A 21,692-nucleotide genomic window follows, 5' to 3' on the forward strand; every position below is an offset into this window, starting at 1 on the left:
GTCAGGCCGCGGTCTTGCGCACGAAGCGCCCGATGAGCCAGTTGATCGCGGCAATGAGCAGCAGCAGGACGAGCATCGCCCAGGCGACCGCGGCGGCCGGACCGAGGTGTCCGAGGTTCCAGCCGTAGTTGTAGAGGTAGATGCTGAGCGTCTCGTACTGGTTCTCGGTGCCACCCTGTGCGCCGTTGGCGCCTCCTTCGAGCAGGAGGGGCTCACCGAACAGCTGCATGGACCCGATGGTCGAGATGACGATGGTGAAGAGGATCGTCGGCCGGAGCGCGGGAATCGTCACGTTGCGGAACTGCTGCCAGCGCGAGGCCCCGTCGAGCGAGGCCGCCTCGTACAGGTCGGACGGCACCGCCTGCATCGCGGCCAGGTAGATCAGCGTGTTGTAGCCGGTCCAGCGCCAGATCACGATGACGGCGATGGCGATGTTGGACGTCCAGTGGCCGTTGACCCAGTTCGTCTCGCCGGCTCCGAAGAAGCCGAGGACCCAGTTCAGCAGTCCGCCGTCGGCCCGGAACACCAGGGCGAACACGAGGGCGGCGGAGGCCACCGAGGTGGCGTAGGGCGTGAGGATCACGGTGCGCCAGAAGGTGCTGGCGCGCAGTTTGTAGTTCAGCAGGTGGGCGAGGCCCAGCGCGACCATCAACTGCGGGACGGTGGAGATGACACCGATGACGAAGGTGTTGCTGACCGCGGTCCAGAACTCGTCTTCCTGGAGGATCTTGCTGAAGTTCCCGAAGCCGACCCATTCCATCTGGTCGAGGCCGGTCATCTCCACCCGGTGGAGGGCGATCCAGCCGGTGTAGATGAGCGGGTAGAGCCCGAAGGCGCCGAAGACGAGGAAGAAGGGCGCGATGTAGGCGTACGGCGATGCTTTGTCGTCGAAGCGCCACAGCCGGCTGCGCCAGGCCTGGCGGCCGGGAGACATGGGCTTCGGGGCGCGGCGGCTGGGCCGGGAGCCGTGTACGCCCCTGGTGGGGGTGGTGGTTGCCACAGGTGGGAGTCCTTCCCTGGGGTGTGCCGACACCGCAGGGGCAGGCCGGACCTGGTCGGGTCCGGCAGAGGTGTCGGAAAAGGTGCGCGGTGCCGTCGGGGGAACCGGCACCGGTGCGGGCGGGCCGGGACGGGTGGAAACCGTCCCGGCCGCCCGCACCGGTGAGGATCAGCCGATCACCTTGTCGATCGCCTCGGTGGCCGCGTCCCACGCGTCCTCGGGGCTGGTGCCCCGCTGCTCCATGTTGTTGATCTGGGTGGAGATGGTGTCCTTGATGACGCCGTCCTTCGGGCCGAGCACGGCGGCCGGGATGACCTGAGCCTCTTCGGCGTAGATCTCACCGATGGGCGCGTTGTTGAAGTACTCCAGCTTGGCGGTCTTCACCTCGGGGAGCAGGTAGGCACCCTTGTTCGACGGGAAGAGACCGGCGGCCGCGAACACGGCGGCCTGCTGCTCGGGCGCGGTCAGCCACTTGACGAGCTCACCGGCCTCCTTGACGTGCTTGCCCTTCGCGGGAACGGCGAGGAACGAACCGCCCCAGTTGGCCGCGGTCTGGCCCGGGGTGCGGGCGATGTCCCACTTGCCCTTGAACGCGTCACCGGCGTCCGTGGAGATCCGGGCGGCCATCCACGCGGGGCAGGCCACGGAGGCGATGGTGCCCTTGCGCAGGGCCGCACCCCACTCGTCGGTGAACTGGGCGAGACCCTGGGTCAGCTTCTTGTCGGCGGCCTCGGCGGCGAGGTTCCAGCCGGCCTTGACCCCGGCGCTGTCCTTGTAGATCGCCTTGCCGTCCTTGGCGTAGTACTGCTCCTCGTTCGAGCTGACGACGCCGTTGTACATGGCACTGGCGGAGTCCATGAAGTAAGTGCCCTTGGGGGCCTTCTTCTTGTACTCCTCACCGAGCTTGAGGTAGTCCTCCCAGCCGCCGGCGAACTTCGCGGCGACTTCGGTGCGGTCGGTCGGCAGACCGGCCTGCTCGAACAGGTCACGGCGGTAGCAGATCGACATCGGGCCGATGTCGGTACCGGCGCCGATGACCTTGCCCTCGTCGGTGGTGGCCTGCAGCGCCTTCCACGTCACCCACTCACTGGGGTCGACGACCTTGGACAGGTCCGCGAAGGCGTCCGCCTTGGTGTCGACGAGTTCCTTCGCGCGGCCGACCTCGATGCCGTGCACATCGGCGAGGCCGCTGCCCGTGTTGAGCTGCTGGAGGAACTTCGGGTAGTAGACCTTCTCGTCGGCCGAGACGTTTTCCTTGACCGTGATGTTCGGGTGGAGCTCGTGGTACTTCTCGAAGAGCCCCGCCTCCTTGTAGCCGAACTGGCCGAAGTCGGCGACGGTCAGAGTGATCTTCCCGTTGGCGTCGGACCCCTCGGAGTCCGAGTCGGAATCGCCGCAGCCGGTGAGCAGCAGGGCGGTGGCCGTGAGGCCCGTGGTGGCCATGACGAGGGTTCTGCGGCTTCGACCTGCGACAGTGCGGGTGATGCGCATTCCACTACTCCTTGTTCCAGGGTGGGACTGGCGTTCAATCTGCTCGGCATACGCACCGGTGGGTGCGGGTGCCGTCGGTACGGGGATGACATGGGCGGTGCCGTCCCCGTACGAGCGAAAACCTCGTTCGATATGGGAGCGCTCCCATGCGCTGATGCCGGAAGGTTGCTGCCTCAAGGGGGTGGGTGTCAAGAGTTGAAGACGCTTCCGTTGCCCGAGTGTGTCCTGCAAGTCACGCGACCGTGTCCGGTAGAGGTCTTGCGTTAACTCGCGCGTCCTGCATACGCGGCGCGATGGATCGCGAATTTCCGCAGGTCAGAGAGGTGTTGAGCCGGAAGGCCGGCCCGGGCCCCCGAAAAGGGCCACCCGGGGAGCGGATTTCGGAACGGGGCTCGCGGAGGCGCCCGCATCACCGCTCGGGCCGGGAACGCCCGCCGGAAGATGAACGGGGCGGCGCACGGTGGGGGCGTCCTGGGGGCTTGAGGCGGATTCCGCGTTCTTTCCCCGAACTCCGGGGACCGGACGGATGGTTCCGCTTAGCTGTGGGAGCGCGGTCGGTCCGGGGGAATTCGACGCCGGGCTCGATGGGCGTTGCGAATGCAAGCGCCGGACGGGCATATCAAGCCCGTCCGGCGATTACGGACATCTCGGAGTCCGCAGGCCACATGTGGGGGCGCACCCCGGCCGGGTGTGGGGGGATGTGGGGCCGGCCGGGATGCGCGCGGGGGGTGGCGGTCTGTGGGGAGCGGAGGGTTACTTGAAGGCGCCGAATGCCTTCGTGAACGCCAGCGGCTCCTGGAGGATCGAACTGCAGGACGCGTCCGCCGTCGGCTTCGTACCGCCGGCGCACTCCTTGTCGCGGGTGCCGGACCACATAGCGAGCCGGCCGATGCCCTTGTCCTGGGCGAACTTCACCAGCTGCGTGGCGTCGTCGACCTTGAAGATCTCGGTGGCGACATCGTTCACGCCGATCATCGGGGTGACCGCGACGGCCTCCCAGGCCGCCGCGTCGGACAGCCCGAGCACACCCTTGATCTGGGCCTGCGTGGCGGTGGCCGCCTGGGTCGCGTAGTCGCCCATGTCGCCGCTGTACGAGGCCCCGTAGTCCATCGCCATGATGTTGACCGCGTCGACCCGCACGCCGTTCTTCTTCGCGTCGGCGATCAGGTCCACGCCCGGCTGGGTCAGGCCTTCCGGCATCACCGGCAGGGTGTACGAGACGTCCAGGCCGGGGTGCGCCTTCTGGAGCTGGGCGATGGCCTGCGAGCGGCGGGAGTTGGCCGCGGTGTCGGGCAGCGCACCGCCCTCGATGTCGAAGTCGACCTTGGTGAGCTTGTACGTGTCGATGACCTTGCCGTACGCGGCGGCGAGATCGCCGGCCGAGGAGCAGTGCAGGGCCAGCTCGGCGCCCGCCGCACCGCCGAAGGAGACCCGGACGTCGCCGCCCTGGGCCCGCAGCGCGTCGATCTGGGCGGCCACCTTGTCGTCGCCGAGGCCGGTCACCCCGCCCCAGAGCGGGGCGCAGCTGCCGCCGGAGGTGATGAAGGCGAGGTTGAACTCCTTCACACCGGTCTTCCGGACGGTGTCCAGCAGGTCGTACGACGGGTAGAGCGACGTGTCGATGTACGGGGCGAACCCGGCACCCGCGGCCGTGCCGCCCTCGTCACCGCCGCCGGACGTCTCGGAGGGCGTCGGTGAGGCCGTTGCCGACTTCGTGGGGGTGGGGGTGGCCGTGGCGGTGGGCGTCGGTGCGGGGCTCGCGGTCTGCGTGGGGCGTCCGCTGGGCTGCGGGGTCGCACCGGTGTCGACGGAGCACGTGGCGTCGTTGATGAGGCAGTCGACCGGATCGGCAGCCGTGCCGGACGAGGCGGTGACGAAGCCGACCGTCACCGATGCACCCGGGGCGAGGTCCTTGTTCCAGCTCGCGGGCTTCACCGTGACGTGGTTCCCGCTGACGGTGTGCTCGCCGTTCCAGAGCGAGTCGATCTTCGTACCCGCGGGGAGGTCGAACTCGAGCGTCCATCCCGCCTGGGCCTTGTCGGTGTCGTTCGTGACGACGTACTGCCCGGTGTATCCGCCGGTCCACCCGCTCGTCCTGGTGTAGGTGGCACCGACCGCCGCGGCCTGCGCCGTGCCGGTGAGTGCGAAGACCGTGCCACCGATGACTGCGGCGGCGACGACGGCGCCGACGGCCTTGGTGCGGGTGCTCGTCGTACGGCGGTGCGTGCTGGTGCCCATCGCGTTCCTGCCTCTGTCCTGCGGGGGGTGGTGTTTGCGTCTGCACGCTAGCCGCCCCGAACCGGGCAAAAGTCGCTTCCTGGACCTGAGTTGATGTTCTTAGGGTTGGCTTAAGGAGCGCATCGGTGCTGGTTAAAGAATCGGCTCGGCGCCTGGTGACTTACGGAGCTCTGCGTTCCGCCCCGTCACTCCGTGTCGCTGCCGCTTCCCGATCCGCTTCCCCGTGCGCCTGCCCACCCGGTGCCCCCGGCGGCCGCGCTCGGACGGGCCGCCGTCGAGGCCTATCCAGATGCGCACCTCCGTACCGCCGAGCACCGAACGCCCGATCCGCAGATCGCCGCCGGTCGACTCGGCGACCCTGCGCACGATGTCCAGTCCGAGGCCGGTCGAGCCCACGGCGCCCGGTCCTTCACCGCGTCCGGTGGCTCCCCTGGCGAGGGCGGCCTTCGGGTCGGCTATGCCGGGCCCGGCGTCGGAGACCAGGACGAGTACCGCGTCGCCGCTGTGGTGCACATCGACGGCGAACGCGGTGCCCTCCGGGGTGTGCCGGAAGACGTTGCCGAGCAACGCGTCGACTGCGGCCGCCAGTTCGGGCCTGGCGACCGGGATACGTACCGTACGGTCCACCCCCGCGAGGCGGACCGTACGGCCCTCGTCCTCGGCCAGTGCCGACCAGAAGCCCATGCGCTCGCGGATCACCTCGGACGCGTCGCACCCGGCGCCCGCGCCCGGCTGCACGCCCTGGGTCTGGGGGCGCTGTTCCCGGGCGGTGCGGATGATCGTGTCGACCTCGCGCTCCAGTTGCTCCACCGCCGCCCGGGTCTGCTCGGCGGCGGGGCCCTCGCCCAGGGACGCGGCGTTGAGCCGGAGCACGGTCAGCGGGGTGCGCAGCCGGTGGGAGAGGTCGGCGGCCAGTTCGCGTTCGTTGGCGAGGAGTTGGACCACCTGGTCCGCCATCGAGTTGAACGCGACGGCGGCCGACCGCAGTTCGGTGGGCCCCTCCTCGGGGACCCGGGTGCCCAGCCTGCCCTCCCCCAGGTTCTGGGCGGCGCCGGCGAGCCGTTGCGCGGGCTCCACCATCCGTACGCCGAGCCGGTCGGCGACCGCCACCGAGCCGACGATCAGCGCTATGCCGACACCCGCCAGCATCAGCCAGGCCGTGCCGACCCCGTTGGAGACCTCGCCCTCGGGTACGAACACCTCGACGACGGCGATGTCTCCCGAGCTCAGTGCGGTGGGCTGTAGCAGCGCGGAGCCGCCCGGGACCTCGGAGATGGAGGCGCGCCCCGACGTCCGTACGGTCTCCAGGTCGTGGCGGGTGGCGCGCCGGGTGCCGATCTCCAGGCGCCGGCTGTCCGGCTCGTCGGCGGCGGGGACGTGGACGGCGAGCCGTCCCTGGCCGCCCGGTTCGGTGGACAGGACCGCGCGGGTCAGTTCCTCGCGGTCGGTGGTGATGGTGAGGGTCGGGCCGATGGTGGCGGCCTGGCGCTCGGCGTCGGAGAAGGCGCGGTCGCGGGCCATCTCCTTGATGACGAGCCCGAGGGGCACCGCGAACGCGATCACGACCATGGCGGTGACGGCCAGGCAGACCTTGACCAGGGCCCACCTCATGCGGGTGGTTCCGGTACGGTCCGCGGTGCCGCCGCGGGGGGTTCGAGTTTGACGCCGACTCCGCGCAACGTGTGCAGATAGCGCGGCCGTGCGGCCGTTTCGCCCAGTTTGCGGCGCAGCCAGGAGAGATGGACGTCGATGGTCTGGTCGTCCCCGTAGGACTGCTGCCAGACCTCGGCCAGCAGTTCCCGGCGCGCGACGACCACTCCGGGGCGCCCGGCGAGGAAGGCCAGCAGGTCGAATTCGCGGCGGGTCAGGTCGAGTGCCGTGCCGTCCAGTTCCGCCTGGCGGCGCAGCGGGTCGATGGAGAGCCCGCCGACCTGGATCACGCGCGGGGACGGCGTCCGGTCGCCGGCGCCGCGGGTGCGGCGCAGCACCGCGGCCATGCGCGCCGACAGGTGCTCGACCGAGAACGGTTTGGTCAGGTAGTCGTCGGCACCGTCGTTGAGCAGCCTGACTATCTCGGCCTCGTCGTCCCGCGCGGTCGCGATGATCACGGGTACGTCGGTAATGGACCGCAGCATCTTCAGCGCCTCGGCGCCGTCGAGGTCGGGCAGCCCGAGATCGAGGATGACCACGTCGAACCGGAAGTGCGCCACTTCGCGCAGCGCTTCCAGCGCCGTGCCGACACTCCGCACCGTGTGGGAGGCCTCGGTCAGGTGCCGGATGAGGGCGGAACGTACGAACTGGTCGTCCTCGACCACGAGCACACTAGGCATGGGCGGCACCGTAGCCCATGCGGACGGACCCGGTCCTCCCCGGGACAGCACCGGTGCGGGTGGGGCAGGATGTGCCCGATGCAACGAGGACTCGTACACGCGATCGCCTGGTCGCTGTCCACCGGGGCGGCGGTCACGCTGTCGTGGTGGGGTGTGCACACGGTGATGTCGGGGACGGCGTACGACCCTCCGCGCGCCGTGCCGATCTCTGTCGGCACCCGGACCGAACAGGCGGCGGACGCACCGGTGTCGTCGTCCACCCACCGCGCCCTTCCCTCGCCCACGCCGAGCGCGAGCGCCTCCCGGACCGCGCCCCCGCGGTCGCCGCGCCCGTCCTCCCGTACTCCGTCGAGCAGTCCGGCCGCCCCGCCGAAGACCTCCGCGCCCGCGGCGGCGTCGTCGGGGGACGTGAAGAGCTATCCGACCCGTGGCGGCCGGGTGGTCCTGGAGCTGGCGAGCGCGTCGGCGAAGCTGGTCTCGGCGACCCCGGAGCAGGGCTGGTCGATGCAGGTGTGGACGAACGCGGAGTGGATCCGGGTGGACTTCAGCGACGGGGGCGGGGCGACCGTCTCCGTCTTCTGCACCTGGAACGGCCATCCGCCGACGGTGCAGGTCGTCGACCAGTAGCCGGGGCTCAGGTGAAGGCGCCGGGCGGCGGGGCGGGGGACGGCTTGGCGCCCGCGTCGGTGACGACGGCGGCGCCGCCCGTGAAGTCGGCGAGTGCCCTGCCGTGTTCGACCCGGCCGGGGTGGGGGTCGCTCGCGACCCGTCGGGTCAGCTCGGCGACGGCGATCGGCAGGTCCGAGGCGACCAGGACCGCGTTCCCGAAGCGGCGGCCCCGCCAGACGGTCGGGTCGGCTGCCAGGGCCAGCTCGGGGAAGAGGGAGGCCGCCGTGGCGATCTGGCCGCGGAGGTGGGCGAGCGGCGGACCGTCGGCGAGGTTGGCGGCGTACCGACCGCCGGGCTTCAGTACCCGGCGTACCTCACCGAGGAATTCGGCGGAGGTGAGGTGGGCGGGGGTACGGGCCCCGCTGAAGACGTCGGCGATGACGAGATCGGCCCAGCCGTCCTGAATCTTGGCGAGTCCGGCGCGGGCGTCCGTGGAGCGCACCCGTATCCGGGCCTGCGGGTCCAACGGGAGCTCCCGGCGGACGAGTTGGACGAGGGCAGCGTCGATCTCGACGATCTGCTGGGTGGAGCGGGGGCGGGTCGCCGCGATGTAGCGGGCCAGCGTGAACGCGCCGCCGCCCAGGTGCACGACCTGGAGGGGCTGGTTCGGGGGCGCGGAGAGGTCGATGACGTGGCCGAGCCTGCGCTGGTACTCGAACGAGAGGTACGAGGGGTCGTCCAGGTCCACATGGGACTGCGGGGCACCGTCCAGCAGCAGGGTCCAGGCACGCGGGCGTTCGCGGTCGGGCACGAGCTCGGCGAGACCGCCGTCCACCGTCGCGGCGACGGGCTCCTGCCCGCGTTCGCGCTCGGACCGCTTCCGGGCGCTCGCACCCTTGGCCGGCGCTCCTCGACGTGCCACGCGCGCTCGTCCTCGCTCACCGGATCGGGGGCCGGCTGCTGGGTCGGCCGGCGACGGCGGGAGATCCGCCCACCAGGCCATTATGGCCTCAGCGGCAGTTGTCGGCCGCCTCGATGAGCCTGGCGGCCTGGTCGAGAGCGGCCCGCAGCACGGCCGGATCGGTGACCGGGGCGTCCTCGGCGGGCGGCAGGAGCCAGCCGCCGCCGATCACGGGCGGCTCGGCGGGGATGCGCAGTCCCCGGCCGTCCGTCCGCGTACAGGCACTGCCGGGTACGTCCCAGGCGTCGGCGGTACCGGGCGGCACCAGGAATCCGAGGGTGTGGCAGGCTCCGTCGTGCAGGACCGGGCCGACGGCCTCGTGGTCCGCGCCGCGGCGCAGGATGTCCACAGCTTCCAGTCCCTGACGTGCCGGGACGGTCACCAGGTCGCACGGCGCGGTTTCCGGACCGATGTGCAGCATGGGAACCCCTCCTCTCGTCGCGGGGCAGAGCCACGCTCCGCTTCCTCATGGACCAACGCACCGACGGCGTCAAGGGCTACGGCACTACGCCGCCGCAAAGGGTGGCAGTTCATGGCGGATCACGGGCGAGATGTCTTGTTTTATAGCGAAACGCTGCGTGTGTGACGTGTCACAGCAGGTACGTTCTTGCTCCGCCGGGACACCGGAAGCAGGCGCCCGGCTGCACCAGAGAGGGCCCCGCCATGGTGTCGACACGGGCAGTTCCCAACCTTGCGTTCCGGCGGCTGCGCGGTTCGCGGTCCGCCGGGGAGTTCGCGGCGGCGATCCGCAGGGCCGCACGCGAGATCGGGGAACACGTCGCGTGCGACGCCCGGTACATCGGGCGCGTGGAGTCCGGCGAGATCCGCTGTCCCAACTACGCGTACGAACGGGTGTTCCTCCACATGTTCCCGGGGGCGAGCCTGGCGGACCTGGGCTTCTCGGCCCGCGAGAGCGTGCGCGGCCGGGGGGCACGTACGGGGGCCGCCGCGGCTGTGCCCCTGCCCCCTGCGCTCCACAGCGATACCGACGAGGAGAGCGACGTGCTGCGTCGCGTGTTCATGACGAGCGGCACCACCACGGTGGCAGCCGCGTCCCTGGGCCTGGGCGGCCCGTCCGCCGCCGCAGGCCCGATGGCCGTGCCCGCACAGCGCCGGGTCGGCGAGGCCGAGGTGAGCGCCGTCGAGAAGGCGGTGCGGCAGATCCGGCTGCTGGACGACCGGCACGGCGCGGACGGGCTGTACCGGCGTGCTTCCCAGCCGCTGCGGGCCGCGTACGCGCTGCTGGACGCCGGCACCGCGAGCCGCCGCAGTACCGCGGACCGGCTGCACTCGGGCGCCGGTGAGCTGGCGATCTCGGTGGGCTGGCTGGCGCACGACTCGGGCCGCTTCGACGACGCGCGCTCGCACTACGCGGAGGCGCTCGCGACGGCGCGGCTGGCAGGGGACGCGGCTCTGGAGGCGCACGCGTTCTGCAACGCGTCGTTCCTGGCCCGGGACACGGGGCGGGCGCGTGAGGCGGTCCGGGCCGCGGAGGCCGGGCAGCGGGTGGCCGGCCCGCTCGGCTCACCGCGGCTGCTGGCCCTGCTCGCCCTGCGGGAGGCGGGCGGGCGGGCGTGGCTCGGGGACCGTACGGGGTGCGAGCGGGCCATCGGGCGGGCGCGCACGGCATTCGAGCGGGGGGAGTGCGCGGCGGACCCCGAGTGGATGACCTTCTTCCGCGAGGCGGAGCTGGAGATGCTGGAGGCGCAGTGCTGGTCGGCCCTGGGCGACTGGCCGAGGGCGGCGCGGCACGCGCGGCGGGCCACGCGGCTGCAGGACCCGCACTTCACGCGGAACCTGGCGCTGTACCGGGCGCAGCTGACCGGTGACCTGGCGCGGGCGGGCGCGGCCGACCAGGCGGCGACGGCCGGGCACCAGGTGCTGGACCTGCTGGACCGCGTCCAGTCCTCGCGGATCCGGGGGATGCTGGAGAGCGCGGTACGGGTGCTGCGACCGCGGGGCGGGGCGGAGGTCGTGGCGTTCCTGGAGCGGTACGAGGAGTTGCCGCCGGGGCCGGAGCGGGTGCCTTCGGCCGGGTGAGTTCCCTGCGCCGGGGACGTTCTGTCCTCAATCGCCGGACGGGCTCGAACGGGACCCCGGCCCCCGGTCCCCGGTCCCCGGGCTCCGTCCTCGAACGCCGGACGGGCCGGGTAGGCCGGGTGGGCCGGGGGCTTTCCGGGCTATCGGTCCAGGTGGCCCGTGTCGTTCCAGCGTTCCAGGGCGGGCATTCCGTACGCCCAGCCCAGCACCGACAGTGAGGTCGGCTCCAGCCGGAGGTGCGCGGCGAAGGAGACGTCCTCGCCCAGCCACCGCGCCCCCAGCGCCCGCAGAATGTGCCCGTGGGCGAAGACCAGCACGTCCCGGTCCGCCGAGCGCGCCCAGTCCACGATCTCGTCCGCCCGGCGCGCCAGTCCCGACAGGGTCTCGCCCCCGGGGACACCGTCCCGCCAGATGAGCCAGTCCGGCCGGTCCGCCTTGATCTGCGCCGGGGTCAGGCCCTCGTACTCCCCGTAGTCCCACTCCATCAGCGCGTCCCACGGCTCGGCACGGTCACCGAATCCGGCGATCGCGCACGTCTCGGCGGCCCTGACGAGCGGGCTGGTCCGCACCTCCACCCCGGGCAGGCCGTCCCAGGGCTCGCGGTGCAGGCGTTCCCCGAGCAGCTTGGCGCCCTCGCGGCCCGTGTCGAGGAGGGGAATGTCGGTCCTGCCGGTGTGATTGCCCTGTACGGACCACTGGGTCTGGCCGTGCCGGGCGAGCAGGATTCGCGGTGCCATGACGGCTCTCCCTGAAAAATACTGAGATCTGAAGATCCGAGGACCCTAGGATCTGTTGGGTCCTGGACAGCGGTGTCCGGGACGACGACGGGGACGGCAGCCGGCCGGGGGACGGTGCCGGTGAGGTCCCGCTCCATCATCCCGCACCTGCCACGCAGGCAACCTGCGGGGCCGTATCGGCGTCCCTCTCTGCGCACGACCAGGGACGTCCGCGGGGGACGCCCCCCGGGGGAATTCAAGGCCGACGACCGCCGTACGGTTGAACGTCCGCCGTCGACCGCATGAACATGGGGAGAGCTACCGGATGCCGCACGCCACCGCCGCGACACGCTCCTCCGGTCATCGGCCACGCTGGTGGACGGAGCTGCCACTGATCGCGGTGGTGTACGGGCTGTACTCGGCGGGGCGGCTGCTGGTCCGGGGCGACGTGTCGACGGCCGTGGACCACGGGCTCGCCATACTCGACCTGGAGAAGGCCCTCCACCTCAACGCCGAGCACCCGCTCAACCGGCTGCTGACCGCCAACCCGGCCCTGGGGATACCCGCCGACTTCGCCTACGCCTCGCTGCACTACCTGGTCACTCCGGCCGTCCTCATATGGATGTTCCGGCGCCGGTCCGCCGCCTACCGGGCGGCCCGCACCTGGCTGATGACCTCCACGCTCCTCGGGCTGATCGGTTTCACGCTGATGCCCACCTGCCCGCCCCGGCTGCTCGACGCCCGGTACGGATTCGTCGACACGATGGCCCAGTACAGCGCGCACGGCTGGTGGGGCGCCGGCGCGAGCGCCCCGCGCGGACTCAGCGGGATGACCAACCAGTACGCGGCGATGCCGAGCCTGCACGTCGGCTGGGCGCTGTGGTGCGGGGTCCTCCTGTGGCGCCACGGGCGCCACCCGCTCATACGTGCCGCGGGCATCGCGTATCCGCTGATCACGGTGCTCGTGGTGATGGGCACCGCGAACCACTACTTCCTCGACGCGGTCGCCGGCGCCGCCGTGATGGCCGCCGGAGCCCTGCTGACCAGGCCGGTCATCCGGGTGGCCGACCGGGTCAAGAACCGCCTGAGGGCCGCTTTCGCACCGGTCCCCGTTCCTGTGACGGCCAAGAAGTCCACGATTGTCAGTGCCGGATGCAAGACTTCCGCGGGTGAGCGAATCCCCGGCCAGCGGACCTCCTCCGCAGATTCCAGCGGCGCGGCCACCGGCTCCGCAGCCGAAGCCGCCAGCGACGACGCTCCGGCAGCGGCTCGCTGAGCTGCGCGGCCCGTCCGTCGCGCCGCACCCGCTCGACGCACGCGCGCTCGCCGCTCTCGCCGCCAACCCCGGCTGCAAGCGGCGCGCCCTGCTCGACGGCGCCGGGGTCGACAAGGCCGTGCTGGCGACCGCGCTCGGTTCCCCGGCCGCGTTCGGCCAGTCGCAGTTCGCGTTCATCCGGGGCAACGCGTTCGAGGCGAAGGTCAAGGCCGACGGCGGTACGGAGCTGCTGCGCCTGCTGTTCGAGCGTCTCGGCAGCGGAGCGGACGCACCGGGCCGGGCCGCGGTGCCCGATCTGACGGCGGCCGGTCCCGAGGGCCGCGCCGCGCGTACGGCGCTGGCGCTGCGCGAGGCCACCGAGGCGGGCGGCTGGGCGCTGCTCGACCATCCGATGCTGGCCCTGGAGGTGGCGGGCTCGCCGGCCTACCTGGAGCCGGACGCCGTGGTGGTGCACCCGGACGGCACCTGGACGGTCGTCGAGATCAAGTCCTTCCCCATGATCGACAGTTCGGCGGACGCCGCGAAGGTCGGTGCGGCGGCACGTCAGTCCGCCGTCTACGTCCTGGCGCTGGAGCGGATCGCCGCCATGACCGAGGGCGCCCGGGTCGGGCACCGGGTCCTGCTGGTGTGTCCGAGGGACTTCTCCAACCTGCCGACCGCCTCGGTCCTCGACGTACGCAAGCAGCGCGCCGTCACGCGCCGCCAGCTGGCCAGGCTGACCCGTATCGAGGACATCGCGGCGGCCCTTCCCGAGGGCACGACGTTCGACCCGGGGTGCTCGGCCGAGGAGCTGGGCACCGCCGTCGAGTCGGTGCCCGCGGCCTACGCCCCCGAGTGCCTGGCCGCGTGCGAGCTGGCCTTCCACTGCCGGGCGAAGGCCCGGACGGACGGGGCCGTGGAGGCGCTGGGCCGGAGCGTGCGGGGCGAGCTCGGCGGGCTGACGACGGTCGCCGGGGTGCTGGCCGCGGCGGCCGGCAAGGAGGGCGACCCGGCGGATCCGACGGTGGCGGCCCTGCGCCGGGCCGCGGCTCTGCGCGCGGAGGCCCTGGAACACGCGAGCGGCGGCGTCCCATGTCGTTGATCAACACCCTGGCCCGGCTGGAGGCCGTGGACAGCGGGCGGGCCCAGCCGCTCACCACCGTGCGGCACCGCCATCTGACCGGCGGCCCGCTCGTACTGGTGCCGCTGACGACGGCCGGTGAGGCGGGCGCGCCCCTCGGGGCCCTCGTGGGGACGGACCGTGAGGCGCCCAGGCTGCTGGCGGTGGCGCAGCCGCGCGACCGCGACCTGCGGTTCGCGTTCCTCGCCGAGCTGGCGGAAGCGGTTCTTCCGCACATCGAGTCGTACGCGGACGTCATCGAACCGGCCGAGCGCAACGAGACCGATCCGGAGACCGGCAAGAAGGTCAAGGTCGAGGTCGAGCTGTGCACGGACGCGGCCCAGCTGATCGTGCCGAGCCGGGCCGGCATCGACTTCGTCCGGCTGCTCGGGCGGTCCATGCGGTTCCGGCGCACCGCCGAGGACGATCCGGACACCCCGTATCCGGCGCCCGCCCGTGTCCCGCTGCTCGGCCGCTGGCTGACGCACTACGGGGAGCGGGCCAGGGTGCCGGGCTCCTCGCTGCTGCTCGCCACGACCGATCTGCTGAACCGGCACTGGGCGACGGGGCAGAGCAGCCTGGAGGACCAGCATCTCGGTGCGCTGCTGGCCTGGATCGACCCACCGGAGGGCGAGTCGGGGGCGTCGGCCGCGCTCCGTGCGGAGCTGCTGCGGGACCGGGCCGGCCAGCTGGTCGTCCCCCCGGCGGGACCGGCCACGGACCCGGCGTTCGACAACAGGCTGCTCGCGCCCGCGATCGAGAAGTACGACCGGGCACGCACGGCGCTGGCCGCCGCGGAGGACGGTCTCGCCGCCGATGCCCGGCTGGGTGAGCTGAGCGGTGCCGAGCGGGAGATCCGATCGCTGCTCGCCGGGGTGCTGCTGCCGACGTGGGACGCGGTGTGGCGCGGGCTCGACCTGCTGCGGGAGCTGCCGGAGGGGGCCAGGGCCGAGGACCGGTGGACCCGGGACCGCTGGTCGTTCACCGCGCACCGGGACCGGGTGCGGGCGGGCGAGCCGCCGCAGCCGCGGCGGGACGACGCGGTGACGGCGGCGCAGAAGCTTGCCTCGCGGGAGACGGCGCAGGCGCAGCTGGAGGCGCAGGAGGCGTTGGACGATCCGCTGGTCCTCGCGGGGCGGCGGCTGGCGGGCGAGGCGTTCGTCGGCGAGGTGACGGACGTGGAGATGACGTACAGCGAGTCGAAGCGGCCCTCGCCGCGCCCGCTGGTCACGGTCCGTACGGATGAGCGCCCGCATCTCGGTGAGCGGACGAAGGTGTACCGCTCGCTGGACGGGAAGCCGCAGACGGCGGAGTTCGTGGGGTACGGCTCGGACGAGTCCGCCGACGGGGAGTACACCGACCGGGAAACCGCGGACGCGCGGTCCGCAGACGGGCAGGACACCGACACGGTGCTCCTCGTCCTGCGGATCACGGACCGCATGGGGCGCGGCAAGGAGCCCGCCCCCGGTTCCGTGCCGGAGCCGGGCGACCGGATCGCGTGGACGCTCTTCGAGCACGATCAGCGAAGCGGCCCGAAGCTGCCGGACCCGGAGGACACCCCGTGGACCCACGGCGGTCCGCCGGGCACCGGTGACGGGCATGCCGAGAAGCCCGACCCCGTGACCGCGGAGGACCTTCTGTGACTGTCGTTTTCGATCCGGGTGCCGCAGCGGCGCAGGCGACCGACGCGATCCTGGGCGACACCCTGCGGGGTACGGCGCGCGGCATCGTGGTGGATTCGCCGCCGGGTGCCGGGAAGTCGACGCTGGTGGTGCGGGCGGCGCTCGAGCTGGCCGCGGCAGGGCGCCCGCTGATGGTGATCGCGCAGACGAACGCCCAGGTGGACGATCTGGTGGTCCGGCTGGCGGAGAAGGCCCCGGATCTGCCGGTGGGCCGTCTGCACAGCAGCGACTCCGATCCGTACGACAAGGTCCTGGACGGTTTCGCGCAGGTGCGGAAGTCGGCGAAGGCGGCGGATCTGGCCGGTCTCGACATCGTCATCTCCACGGCCGCCAAGTGGGCGCACGTGAAGAACGTCGAGCCGTGGGGGCACGCGATCGTCGACGAGGCGTACCAGATGCGCTCGGACGCGCTGCTGGCCGTGGCCGGGCTGTTCGAGCGGGCGCTGTTCGTCGGGGATCCGGGTCAGCTGGACCCGTTCTCGATCGTCGGTGCGGACCAGTGGGCGGGACTGTCGTACGACCCGTCGGCGAGCGCGGTGGCCACGCTGCTCGCGCACAATCCGGATCTGCCTCAGCACCGGCTGCCGGTGTCGTGGCGGCTGCCCGCGTCGGCGGCGCCGTTGGTGTCGGACGCGTTCTACCCGTACACGCCGTTCCGCAGCGGTACGGATCACGGCGACCGCCGGCTGTCCTTCGGTGTCCCCTCGGACGGTTCGGGGCCCGACCGGGTGCTGGACGTGGCGGCGGATTCGGGCTGGGGGCTGCTGGAGCTCCCGGCCCGCCACACTCCGCGTACCGATCCGGAGGCGGTACGGGCGGTGGCCCTGGTGGTCCGCCGACTGCTGGACCGGGGCGGCGCCGCGACGAGTGAGCGTGCGCCTGATCCGGTCCCGGTGACGGCGGACCGGGTCGCGGTCGGCACGGCGCACCGCGACCAGGCGGCGGCCGTGCGGGCGGCACTCGCCGAGCTGGGTGTGACGGGCGTGGCGGTGGACACGGCGAACCGGCTCCAGGGGCGCGAGTTCGACGTGACGGTGGTCCTGCACCCGCTGTCGGGCCGCCCGGACGCCACGGCGTTCCATCTGGAGACGGGCCGCCTGTGCGTGCTGGCCTCCCGGCACCGTCACGCCTGCATCGTGGTGTGCCGTGCGGGGGTGGCGGATCTGCTGGACGAGCACCCGTCGACGGAGCCGGTCCAGCTGGGTGTGACGGTGAAGTTCCCCGACGGGTGGGAGGCGATGCAGTCCACGTGGGAGCTCTGGTCGAACCACCGCGTTCCGTGGCGGCCGTGAGTCCGTGGGGCTCCGCACGCATCGCGGGCCCCGATCGTGGGAAGCGCTCTTGCGCCGGGCTGGACAATGGAAGGTGGCCGTCCGGCCGTACGAGGAAGGAACATCACATGGCTCAACCCGAGCGGAACGAGCGGCAGAGGCTGCGTCCTGCACCGCTGCTCTTCGAGCCGTCGGAGGCGGCGGCGGACCCGGAGCACTTCTTCGACCTGGAGTCGATGGACGACCCGAAGGAGCTGCTGGCCCGCGCGACGGAGCTGACGCTCGCGTTCCGGGCCGCGACCGACCGGGCCGTTGAGTTCCAGGCCGTGGCCGCCGCCCAGCTCGCCGATCCGCGCAGGTTCGACCGGCTCACCGCGGCGGACATAGCGGCCCGTGCGGAGTGGACCGAGGACTATGCCAAGAAGATGATCGAGTTCGGCCGGTCCCTGCTGGACGACCCCAGGCCCTGACGCCCCAAGGGCTCTCCGTCACTCCGGGTACAGCCCCTGGCATATGCCGTCGGGCAAGATACTCCTTGGGGGCCCACCCTGTCCGGCTTTTCGGCAACTCTCGGAAACAGTACCGTCACTGCCGGTAGACCTGACGTCATGAGCGCATGGCTGAAAGACGAAACGACCCTGCACACCGGTGCCACCCCGCGCCACGGCGTCGACATCTTCGCCCTGCTGCGGGACCGGACGGGCGACCGGGCAGCCGATGACAGGGCGGCCCAGGTCACCGCATCGGGAGCCGCCTGGCTCGCGGGCGCCTCGGCCTACCCGCGCAGCACGCTCTCCCAGTGGGAGGCCCGTCCCGGCTCCCCCGGCGTCCTGCCGTGCGGCTCCGCCTTCGACGTGGTGAACGTGCCCGCGCTGTTCGGCCGGCGCATGCTGGAGCAGCTCTGGGCCGAGGGCCCGGGCTCCGGCCCCGTGGCCACGCACCGCGGGCGGATGCTGCTGTTCGCCGCTCCCGGCACCGCCCAGCGGCTGCCGTCCCTGCTGGCCTGGGAGGAGTGGGGCACCGGCAGCACGTCCGGCAGCGCCGGAGGCTCACAGAGGCACCACGGATCCATGCCCCCGCTGCTCTGTCACGGCGCCGGTGACGCGGTCACGGTCCCGCCTCTGGTCGGCGGTTCCGGCGGCGGCCCCCGCTGGCTGGTCGCCCCGGATACGCGCAACCCATGGCTTCCGGGCCCGGACGTTCTGCTCTGGGCCTGCGTACGGGTGGGCAGGTCGGCGGCCCCGTCGACCACCGGGAATTCGATTTTTCCTCCGGCCGATCCGGGTGCTAATGTCTACGACGTCAGCAGGCGCCGTTAGCTCAGTTGGTTAGAGCAGCTGACTCTTAATCAGCGGGTCCGGGGTTCGAGTCCCTGACGGCGCACAGACAGAAGAAGCCCCCTCGTGCACACGAGGGGGCTTCTTTGTGCGTGCTCCCGGCTCATGGCTCCCGGCGGCCCCGGGCCCGGAGCCTCTCAGGTGCCGGTGGTGATCCGTACCGTCCAGGCGCCGGACCGCGTCCGGTCGGCGACCTCGATCCGGGTGCGCTCGCCCGGCACGCTGTAGCGCTCGCCCTCGCGCAGCGGGGCGTCCGCGAGCGGCGGGTAGACCGAGCGCTCCCAGCAGGCGTCGGAGTCCGGATGGGTGTCCAGCACCTCGATGGGGCCGCCGCCGGAGGGTGTGTGGTTGTGGATGCGGTAGATCAGCACGCCTTCGGTGCAGGTCCCCCGGTCGTTCCCCGTGGCGCTGCGGGCCTCGACGGCCAGCGCGCTGTCCGGGCCGGTCCTGATGACGGCGAGCCGGGTCCCGATGGATCCGCCGGGCACGGGTACCGCGGCCATGGGTTCGAGGGTCAGGTCGGCGCTGCCCTGCACACAGACGACCTGGCCGCGGCCGAACCAGCCGAGCTTCCACTTGTGCCAGCCGAACAGGTCCGGGGAGAGTCCGAACTGGCTGCCCATCACGTCCCAGTCGCCGACATAGGTGTCCCAGTCGCCCTTGCCGTCCTTGGGCCGGTGGTAGAGGTCCGCCAGGTCGAAGACGTGTCCGGTCTCGTGGGCGAGGACGTTGCGGTCCGGCGGGTGCTCCTCGAAGACGGTGACCACACGCTTGATGTCCGCGCCGTCGGCGCGCAGCGGCCGGTCGAAGTTGACCACCTTCGTGGCGTCGGAGTCGACGCCGGGCGCGTCCGGGTCGGCGACGAGATAGACGATGTCGTACGCGGAGAAGTCGACCTGGTCGTCGACGGCGTCGATCGCGTCGCGCAGGTAGGCGGTGCGCTGCTCGGATCCCCAGTCGCGCTGTATGCCGTACCAGCTGGAGGGGTGCGGCATCCGCGTCCACTGCTGCTGGGGATGGGCGCGGAGGGTGAACTTCCCGTACGAGGCCCGCTTGAAGAAGCGGGTGGTCGAGGGGAAGTAGTCGGCGGCGAGCACGGCGGGGGTGACGGCGGGCTCGGAGTCCGGGAACGAGAGGAAGACCATGACCGCGTCGAGGCTGCGGTCGGGGCGCGGGTACGCGTCGTTCCAGGTGTCCAGGCCCAGCGAGTGGTGCGCCCCGGTCCTGGGCAGGGCGCACGGGCTCGCGTCGCGCGAGGCCGCCACGGCGGGTCCGGCGACGAGCCCGGTGGCGGCGAGCGCCAGGAGAGAGGTGAGTGCGGCCGCCGCACTGCGCAGACTCGGCCTCTCCACTCCCCCGGGTCTGTGCTGACGCGGCACATCTACCTCCGGGTGGCGAATGCGGGACATCCCCCTCACCCTGTGCCGATTCGGTGCCGTACGCCCTGTTGTGCTGCCCCACACGGGTAAGCGTGGAAACGACGACCTCACCCGCCTCACTCACAGACAGTCACAATCAATCACCTCGGCTGCACACAAGAACAGATCCGCACAGAAACAATCAGTAGCGGGCAAAGTGGGTTGCTGTGTGCCGCGTGGGCCATACGCGTACGGCGGGCCCGAAACCGCGGACGCGCTGGAACGCCCGACGCGCCACCATCTATGCTTCACCTCGCTTTCCTGCGTGGTTTCCGCCTCTGGCACGGGCGCTCCACCCGATGACCCCTGTCCGACCCTCCGACCGATATCTGTTCACGACAATCTGCACAGCGGGAGCGAGCGGTGAGCGGAACCTCCGAAGGGCCGAGGCCCCCGGCGGGCACGGCACCCGACACCGGGCAACCCATGGTCACGGAGTGTGACAGTTCCGAGGTGGATCACGCCGAACTGCGCGACTACCGTGCCGCCTTCCAGGTGGCCGCGCTCCCCATGGCCGTCGTCGACCGTCACGGCCAGGTCGTCCGGGCGAACGAGGCGCTGGGCGGGCTGCTCGGCACCGAGCCCGGGGTCCTGGCCCAGCAGTCGGCGGCCGATCTCGTCGACCTCGCATCCGACCGCCGCACCTGGCAGGCGTACCGCGAGGTCCTGGGCGGGAGCCGCTCGCGGCTGCGCTGCACCCGGCGGCTGAAGCATCCCGACGGCCGGTCCCTGTGGGCCGAGATCACCGTCGTGCCGATGGCCGGTCCGCCGGCCGGTGCGGGCGGCGGCGGTGTGCTGCTGTCCGTCGCCGACATCAGCGACCGCCGAGAACTGCAGAACCGGCTGCGCCACCTCCAGATGCACGATCCGGTGACCCGGCTGCCCAACAGGACGCTGTTCTTCGAACGGCTCTCCACCGCCCTGGCAGGCCCGCCGTTCCAGGACGACTCGCTGCCGCGGCACGGCCGGATCGGGCTCTGCTACCTGGACCTCGACGGCTTCAAGGCGGTCAACGACACCCTGGGGCACCGGGCCGGCGACCGGCTGCTGGCCGCCGTCGCCACCCGGCTCACCGACTGCGCGGAGGCCGACGGCTTCGACCGCAGCGGCAGCCATCTGGTGGCGCGCCTGGGTGGTGACGAGTTCGCGATCCTGGTCGAGGACTCGGCGGGTACGCATCAGCTCACCGAGCTCGCGCGCTCGGTGCTCAACGCCCTCCAGCAGCCCTTCGACCTGGCCGGACAGCGGCTTTCCGTCTCCGCGTCGATCGGGGTGGTGGAGCGGGCCTCGGCAGGCACCTCGCCCACCGGTCTGATGCAGGCCGCCGACACCACGCTCTACTGGGCCAAGGCGGACGGCAAGGCACGCTGGACGCTCTTCGACCCCGAGCGCAACGCCCACCGGATGACCCGTCAGGCACTGTCCTCCACGCTCCGGCCCGCCGTCGAGCGCGGCGAGTTCACCCTGGAGTACCAGCCGCTCGTCTGCATGGCCGACGAGGTCGTACGGGGTGTGGAAGCCCTGGTCCGGTGGAATCACCCGCAGTTCGGGATGCTGGCGCCGAACAGGTTCGTCTCGATCGCCGAGGAGGACGGCACGATCGTCCAGCTCGGCCGCTGGGTGCTGCGCACGGCGTGCCGCCAGGCCCGCCGCTGGCAGGTGGAACACCCCGGGGAACCACCGCTGTTCATCAGCGTCAACGTCGCGGTGCGCCAGCTGCGGGACTCCGATCTGGTCGCCGATGTGGCGGAGATCCTCGCCGAGACCGGTCTCGCACCGGGACTGCTGCAACTGGAGCTGACCGAGTCCGCCGTGATGGGGTCCTCGGGCCGGCCGCTGCGGGTCCTCCAGGCGCTCAGCGACATGGGCGTCCGCATCGCGATCGACGACTTCGGCACCGGCTACTCCAACCTCGCCTACCTGAGCCGGCTTCCCGTCTCGGTACTGAAGCTGGACGGCTCCTTCGTACGCGGCTTCCGCTACGAGGACGGCGCGCACCCCAGCCCCGCCGACGAGACCATCGTCGAGGCCATGGTGCAGCTGGCGCACCGCCTGGGCCTGACGGTCACGGCGGAGTGCGTGGAGACGTCGGGCCAGGCGGAGCGGCTGCGGCGGATCGGCTGCGACACCGGACAGGGCTGGCTCTACTCACGTGCGGTCGCCCCGGAGCGCATCGCCGAACTGATCGGCACCCGGGCGCTGGAGGTCTGAGCCGGGCCAGCCG

The 21,692-nt window shown here is 71.9% G+C and carries 18 protein-coding genes and 1 tRNA gene; 10 read left to right on the forward strand and 9 right to left on the reverse strand.

Annotated features, from left to right (window positions below; translation table 11 throughout):
• Position 1: 1 nt before the first annotated feature.
• The 5 genes from ACFQ6X_RS09095 to ACFQ6X_RS09115 all read right to left on the reverse strand — a co-directional run bounded on the left by ACFQ6X_RS09095 (position 2) and on the right by ACFQ6X_RS09115 (position 7,059).
• On the reverse strand, positions 2-1,000 hold the full coding sequence (locus tag ACFQ6X_RS09095; protein ID WP_383178231.1) for a carbohydrate ABC transporter permease: 999 nt from the start codon (positions 998-1,000) through the stop codon (positions 2-4).
• A 168-nt stretch (positions 1,001-1,168) separates the two neighbouring features.
• A complete protein-coding gene (locus tag ACFQ6X_RS09100) occupies positions 1,169-2,491 on the reverse strand; it encodes an ABC transporter substrate-binding protein (protein WP_383178234.1) in 1,323 nt (440 codons plus the stop codon).
• 753 nt (positions 2,492-3,244) lie between these two features.
• Entirely contained in the window at positions 3,245-4,729 is a 1,485-nt protein-coding gene (locus tag ACFQ6X_RS09105; RefSeq protein WP_383178237.1) for a cellulose binding domain-containing protein, read from the reverse strand.
• Between the two features lie 132 nt (positions 4,730-4,861).
• Entirely contained in the window at positions 4,862-6,340 is a 1,479-nt protein-coding gene (locus tag ACFQ6X_RS09110; RefSeq protein WP_383178240.1) for an ATP-binding protein, read from the reverse strand.
• Positions 6,337-7,059 carry a response regulator transcription factor gene (locus tag ACFQ6X_RS09115; RefSeq protein WP_329210800.1) on the reverse strand — a complete coding sequence of 241 codons (723 nt, stop codon included), beginning with the start codon at positions 7,057-7,059 and terminating at the stop codon, positions 6,337-6,339. Before ACFQ6X_RS09115 ends, ACFQ6X_RS09110 begins: the two co-directional genes overlap by 4 nt.
• A gap of 78 nt (positions 7,060-7,137) precedes the next feature.
• Between ACFQ6X_RS09115 and ACFQ6X_RS09120 the strand changes: the two genes are divergently transcribed.
• Entirely contained in the window at positions 7,138-7,686 is a 549-nt protein-coding gene (locus ACFQ6X_RS09120; RefSeq protein WP_383178245.1) for a hypothetical protein, read from the forward strand.
• 7 nt (positions 7,687-7,693) lie between these two features.
• Here the strand turns inward: ACFQ6X_RS09120 and ACFQ6X_RS09125 are convergent, their stop codons facing one another.
• Positions 7,694-8,590 (reverse strand): spermidine synthase, encoded by an 897-nt coding sequence (locus ACFQ6X_RS09125; protein ID WP_383178248.1) that lies wholly within the window; start codon positions 8,588-8,590, stop codon positions 7,694-7,696.
• Positions 8,591-8,678: 88 nt separating this feature from the next.
• A complete protein-coding gene (locus tag ACFQ6X_RS09130) occupies positions 8,679-9,050 on the reverse strand; it encodes a hypothetical protein (RefSeq protein WP_383178250.1) in 372 nt (123 codons plus the stop codon).
• Between the two features lie 242 nt (positions 9,051-9,292).
• On the opposite strand from ACFQ6X_RS09130, the gene ACFQ6X_RS09135 reads away from it, so the two are divergent.
• Entirely contained in the window at positions 9,293-10,669 is a 1,377-nt protein-coding gene (locus ACFQ6X_RS09135; RefSeq protein WP_383178253.1) for a tetratricopeptide repeat protein, read from the forward strand.
• A gap of 140 nt (positions 10,670-10,809) precedes the next feature.
• On the opposite strand, the gene ACFQ6X_RS09140 is transcribed toward ACFQ6X_RS09135, so the two are convergent.
• On the reverse strand, positions 10,810-11,406 hold the full coding sequence (locus tag ACFQ6X_RS09140) for a histidine phosphatase family protein (protein WP_383178256.1): 597 nt from the start codon (positions 11,404-11,406) through the stop codon (positions 10,810-10,812).
• A 304-nt stretch (positions 11,407-11,710) separates the two neighbouring features.
• Here ACFQ6X_RS09140 and ACFQ6X_RS09145 point away from each other — a divergent pair, with 304 nt between their 5' ends.
• The 7 genes from ACFQ6X_RS09145 (at position 11,711) to ACFQ6X_RS09175 (ending at position 18,096) form a co-directional block, all read left to right on the forward strand.
• Positions 11,711-12,661 carry a phosphatase PAP2 family protein gene (locus ACFQ6X_RS09145; protein ID WP_383178259.1) on the forward strand — a complete coding sequence of 317 codons (951 nt, stop codon included), beginning with the start codon at positions 11,711-11,713 and terminating at the stop codon, positions 12,659-12,661.
• Positions 12,555-13,742, forward strand: coding sequence for a hypothetical protein (locus ACFQ6X_RS09150; RefSeq protein ID WP_383178262.1), 1,188 nt, complete (start codon positions 12,555-12,557; stop codon positions 13,740-13,742). The genes ACFQ6X_RS09145 and ACFQ6X_RS09150 overlap by 107 nt, the downstream gene beginning before the upstream one ends.
• Positions 13,733-15,403, forward strand: a complete 1,671-nt coding sequence (locus ACFQ6X_RS09155) for a hypothetical protein (RefSeq protein WP_383178265.1) — start codon at positions 13,733-13,735, stop codon at positions 15,401-15,403. The genes ACFQ6X_RS09150 and ACFQ6X_RS09155 overlap by 10 nt, the downstream gene beginning before the upstream one ends.
• Entirely contained in the window at positions 15,400-16,734 is a 1,335-nt protein-coding gene (locus tag ACFQ6X_RS09160) for an AAA domain-containing protein (protein ID WP_383178268.1), read from the forward strand. The genes ACFQ6X_RS09155 and ACFQ6X_RS09160 overlap by 4 nt, the downstream gene beginning before the upstream one ends.
• Before the next feature lie 107 nt (positions 16,735-16,841).
• A complete protein-coding gene (locus tag ACFQ6X_RS09165; protein ID WP_383178271.1) occupies positions 16,842-17,183 on the forward strand; it encodes a hypothetical protein in 342 nt (113 codons plus the stop codon).
• 138 nt (positions 17,184-17,321) lie between these two features.
• Positions 17,322-18,032 (forward strand): hypothetical protein, encoded by a 711-nt coding sequence (locus ACFQ6X_RS09170; protein ID WP_383178274.1) that lies wholly within the window; start codon positions 17,322-17,324, stop codon positions 18,030-18,032.
• Positions 18,023-18,096: transfer RNA gene (locus tag ACFQ6X_RS09175), tRNA-Lys, on the forward strand. The genes ACFQ6X_RS09170 and ACFQ6X_RS09175 overlap by 10 nt, the downstream gene beginning before the upstream one ends.
• 91 nt (positions 18,097-18,187) lie before the next feature.
• Here the strand turns inward: ACFQ6X_RS09175 and ACFQ6X_RS09180 are convergent.
• The gene (locus ACFQ6X_RS09180; protein WP_383178277.1) at positions 18,188-19,459 is read right to left on the reverse strand and encodes a M6 family metalloprotease domain-containing protein; all 1,272 of its coding nucleotides are present in this window, start codon (positions 19,457-19,459) and stop codon (positions 18,188-18,190) included.
• Between the two features lie 372 nt (positions 19,460-19,831).
• Between ACFQ6X_RS09180 and ACFQ6X_RS09185 the strand changes: the two genes are divergently transcribed.
• Complete coding sequence (locus ACFQ6X_RS09185; RefSeq protein WP_383178280.1) at positions 19,832-21,679, forward strand: putative bifunctional diguanylate cyclase/phosphodiesterase; 1,848 nt, start codon at positions 19,832-19,834, stop codon at positions 21,677-21,679.
• The last annotated feature ends 13 nt before the right edge of the window (positions 21,680-21,692 follow it).

The sequence above is a fragment of the Streptomyces sp. NPDC056452 genome (genome assembly GCF_042796085.1).
In the GTDB taxonomy this organism is placed as follows: Bacteria; Actinomycetota; Actinomycetes; order Streptomycetales; family Streptomycetaceae; genus Streptomyces.

Bases quoted from the DNA above. Each gene is read 5' to 3' on its own strand.
- ACFQ6X_RS09100 (WP_383178234.1), bottom strand. From the start codon at position 2,491: ATGCGCATCACCCGCACTGTCGCAGGTCGAAGCCGCAGAACCCTCGTC.
- ACFQ6X_RS09105 (WP_383178237.1), bottom strand. From the start codon at position 4,729: ATGGGCACCAGCACGCACCGCCGTACGACGAGCACCCGCACCAAGGCC.
- ACFQ6X_RS09110 (WP_383178240.1), bottom strand. From the start codon at position 6,340: ATGAGGTGGGCCCTGGTCAAGGTCTGCCTGGCCGTCACCGCCATGGTC.
- ACFQ6X_RS09115 (WP_329210800.1), bottom strand. From the start codon at position 7,059: ATGCCTAGTGTGCTCGTGGTCGAGGACGACCAGTTCGTACGTTCCGCC.
- ACFQ6X_RS09120 (WP_383178245.1), top strand. From the start codon at position 7,138: ATGCAACGAGGACTCGTACACGCGATCGCCTGGTCGCTGTCCACCGGG.
- ACFQ6X_RS09130 (WP_383178250.1), bottom strand. From the start codon at position 9,050: ATGCTGCACATCGGTCCGGAAACCGCGCCGTGCGACCTGGTGACCGTC.
- ACFQ6X_RS09135 (WP_383178253.1), top strand. From the start codon at position 9,293: ATGGTGTCGACACGGGCAGTTCCCAACCTTGCGTTCCGGCGGCTGCGC.
- ACFQ6X_RS09140 (WP_383178256.1), bottom strand. From the start codon at position 11,406: ATGGCACCGCGAATCCTGCTCGCCCGGCACGGCCAGACCCAGTGGTCC.
- ACFQ6X_RS09145 (WP_383178259.1), top strand. From the start codon at position 11,711: ATGCCGCACGCCACCGCCGCGACACGCTCCTCCGGTCATCGGCCACGC.
- ACFQ6X_RS09155 (WP_383178265.1), top strand. From the start codon at position 13,733: ATGTCGTTGATCAACACCCTGGCCCGGCTGGAGGCCGTGGACAGCGGG.
- ACFQ6X_RS09165 (WP_383178271.1), top strand. From the start codon at position 16,842: ATGGCTCAACCCGAGCGGAACGAGCGGCAGAGGCTGCGTCCTGCACCG.
- ACFQ6X_RS09170 (WP_383178274.1), top strand. From the start codon at position 17,322: ATGAGCGCATGGCTGAAAGACGAAACGACCCTGCACACCGGTGCCACC.
- ACFQ6X_RS09180 (WP_383178277.1), bottom strand. From the start codon at position 19,459: ATGTCCCGCATTCGCCACCCGGAGGTAGATGTGCCGCGTCAGCACAGA.